Origin of the sequence: Mesorhizobium sp. M1A.F.Ca.IN.020.06.1.1, assembly GCF_004023265.1 — a bacterium.
In the GTDB taxonomy this organism is placed as follows: domain Bacteria; phylum Pseudomonadota; class Alphaproteobacteria; order Rhizobiales; family Rhizobiaceae; genus Mesorhizobium.
This window is the reverse complement of the sequence record NZ_RZSR01000788.1, coordinates 1-2,855: the sequence shown is the minus strand read 5'-3', so window position 1 is coordinate 2,855 and position 2,855 is coordinate 1. Positions and strand designations below refer to the sequence as shown.

3 protein-coding genes and 1 pseudogene are annotated in these 2,855 nt (G+C 65.0%); 3 read left to right on the top strand and 1 reads right to left on the bottom strand.

Going from position 1 to position 2,855, the window contains the following annotated elements; genetic code table 11:
* The 3 genes and pseudogenes from EOA60_RS26940 to EOA60_RS26930 all read left to right on the top strand — a co-directional run.
* Window positions 1-373: YciI family protein (locus EOA60_RS26940; RefSeq protein WP_245502618.1), on the top strand; the 373-nt coding region annotated here is incomplete at its 5' end.
* A gap of 195 nt (window positions 374-568) precedes the next feature.
* Window positions 569-907 (top strand): annotated as a pseudogene (locus EOA60_RS39260) (YkgJ family cysteine cluster protein); the annotation flags it as partial.
* 245 nt (window positions 908-1,152) lie between these two features.
* Window positions 1,153-1,764, top strand: coding sequence for a LysE family translocator (locus EOA60_RS26930; RefSeq protein WP_095824659.1), 612 nt, complete (start codon window positions 1,153-1,155; stop codon window positions 1,762-1,764).
* Window positions 1,765-2,168: 404 nt separating this feature from the next.
* On the opposite strand, the gene EOA60_RS26925 is transcribed toward EOA60_RS26930, so the two are convergent.
* Window positions 2,169-2,855: TCP-1/cpn60 chaperonin family protein (locus tag EOA60_RS26925; RefSeq protein WP_281060782.1), on the bottom strand; the 687-nt coding region annotated here is incomplete at its 5' end.

Genomic DNA, 2,855 nt, shown 5'->3' with positions numbered 1-2,855 from the left:
CCGCGATCACGGTTCTGGTTGGGAGCGCGTTCTGGGCTGGTTGGACGAATTCCTTGCCAAGGAGACGGCTGCCAGGTCGCCTTCGGTCTTCCATTGCCGGCTGATTCCGCCGCGTCCGGATTTCGCCTTCACCCTGACGGAGGAGGAGAGGGCGCTGATGAATGCGCATGTCGACTATCTGCGCGGCCTGCTTCGTGAAGGCAGAATGATGATTGCCGGCCCAGTCGCCGATCCAGCCGGACCGTGGGGGCTTCTGATCCTGCAGGTCGGCACGGAAGCCGACGCCAGGGCGGTTACCGAAGGCGACCCGGTGGCGCGTTCCGGCCGCGGCTTCCGCTATGAAATCCTGCCGATGATGAGCACGATCATGTAAGGCGAATGGAAAACGCCTCTCGCGCTTTTCAGGGCGCGGGAGGCGTCTTTTGTTATCAGCTTTTCTCGATACTCGTGAACTGCCGATAACAGGGACAAAACCGCCAGCCGGCAAAAGGGTTCCCGGCAAAACAAAATTTTTTCCTCGGCCGGATGCGACGCATTTCCCGGCTCCGTGCTAAAGGCACTTGCCAGCATGAGGATAGCCTTGCCGCACGACCGACCCTGCCCGACCCTGCTTGACGCATCAGCCGCCTTCGACTGCCAGAGCTGCGGCGCCTGCTGCGCCTATTCGGCGGACTGGCCGCGCTTTTCGACCGAAGAGGATGCCGAGCTCGACCGCATCCCCGACGAGCTGGTCGCGACCGACCTGTCAGGCATGCGCTGCGAGGACGGCCGCTGCGCCGCGCTTCACGGCGAGGTGGGCAAGCAGACGGCCTGCGCGATTTACGAAGCCCGCCCGCATGTCTGCCGCGCCTGCATGCCCGGCGGCGACGACTGCCTGATGGCAAGGGCCGCCCATGGGCTGGCGGTGGAGAGCGTGATCTCCCCCCTCGAGGGGAGATGGCCGCGAAGCGGTCAGAGGGGGTCGTCTCACATAAATCGCCAACGTGATCGCGTCGCGGAAAAGGCCGCGCTCTACACGAGGCGAGCCCCCTCTGTCGCCTTCGGCGACATCTCCTCGCGAGGGGACCACAAGGGGGAGATTACTTTCTTCCCCGCTTGCCCACGCTCGGACCTCCCGATACCTTCCGCGCCGTGCAGGCCATGGAGGAAACCGTGAGCATCGAATTCCTGTTGACGTCGCTGATTATCGTCGCTTCGCCCGGCACTGGCGTTCTCTACACGCTGAGCGCCGGCCTCTCACGCGGCGCTCGCGCCGCGATCATCGCCGCTTTCGGCTGCACGCTGGGCATCATCCCGCACATGGCGGCGGCCATCACCGGCCTTGCGGCGGTGCTGCACACAAGCGCCGTCGCCTTCGAGACTCTGAAATATCTGGGCGTCGCCTATCTGCTCTACATGGCCTGGAACACGCTGAAGGAGAAGGGCGGCCTTGCTCTCGATCAGAACGCCGCGCCACGCTCTGTCCGAAAGGTGATCACCTCCGGCATCCTGGTCAACATCTTGAACCCAAAACTGTCAATCTTCTTCTTCGCCTTCCTGCCGCAATTCGTCAGCACCACGGAGCCGCACGCTTTCGCCAGGATGCTGGAACTGTCCGGCGTCTTCATGCTGATGACCTTCCTTGTCTTCGTCGTCTACGGCGTGTTCGCGGCTTCGGTGCGCAGCCATGTCGTGTCGCGGCCGATGGTGCTGACCTGGATGCGCCGCACTTTCGCCGGCGCCTTCGTCATGCTGGGGGCCAAGCTGGCGCTGGCGGATAGATAAAGCGAACTGGTGTATCCCTTCACATAGCCCATCGCCTCGACTATCGCCCGTCCGCGGCGCGAATCAGGTTGGCGCAGGGATGGCCGAGCGCTGGCGCTGTCGCTGCTGATCTCCCTCCTTGAGGGGGAGATGTCGCCGAAGGCGACAGAGAGGATCGCCGCGCGTGGAGCGCCAGCGCCTCCCGTTGCAAGGGAGTCGTCGCCGGAGCCTTACGCGCGGCGACCCCCTCTGCCCTGCCGGGCATCTCCCCCTCAAGAGGGGAGATCGGCTGTTGCGCGGGCCTTCGCCAATCGCAACAGTTCGCAACAGTATAGAAGCCCGCCTTTGGACCGGCTGCCCGCATGCCAAACAAAAAGGGCGACATGTCTGCCGCCCTTTCCATATTCTCTGTGGGACCGGACTTCTTAGAAGTCCATGCCGCCCATGCCGCCCATGCCGCCGCCAGGCATGCCGCCCGGCATACCGCCGGCGGCTTCCTTCTTCGGAGCCTCGGCGATCATGGCTTCGGTGGTGACCAGCAGGCCGGCGACCGAGGCCGCGTCCTGGAGAGCGGTGCGAACGACCTTGACCGGGTCGACGATGCCCATGCCGATCATGTCGCCATACTCGCCGGTCTGGGCGTTGAAGCCGTAGGTCGCAGCCTTGTTCTCGAGGATCTTGCCGGCAACGATCGAAGCCTCGGCACCGGCGTTGGCCGCGATCTGGCGGGCCGGAGCCTGCAGCGCGCGACGAACGATGGCGATGCCCGCGGCCTGGTCGGCATTGACGCCGGTCGCCTTGACGGCGTGCGAAGCGCGCAGCAGCGCGACGCCGCCGCCGGGGACGATGCCTTCTTCAACGGCCGCGCGGGTCGCGTTCAGAGCGTCGTCGACGCGGTCCTTCTTTTCCTTGACCTCGACCTCGGTCGCGCCGCCGACGCGGATCACCGCGACGCCGCCCGCGAGCTTGGCCAGACGCTCCTGCAGCTTCTCCTTGTCGTAGTCCGAGGTGGTCTCCTCGATCTGCTGCTTGATCTGGGCAACGCGGCCCTGGATCTCGGCCTTCTTGCCGGCGCCGTCGACGAAGGTGTCGATCTCCAAGGAGAACACCAC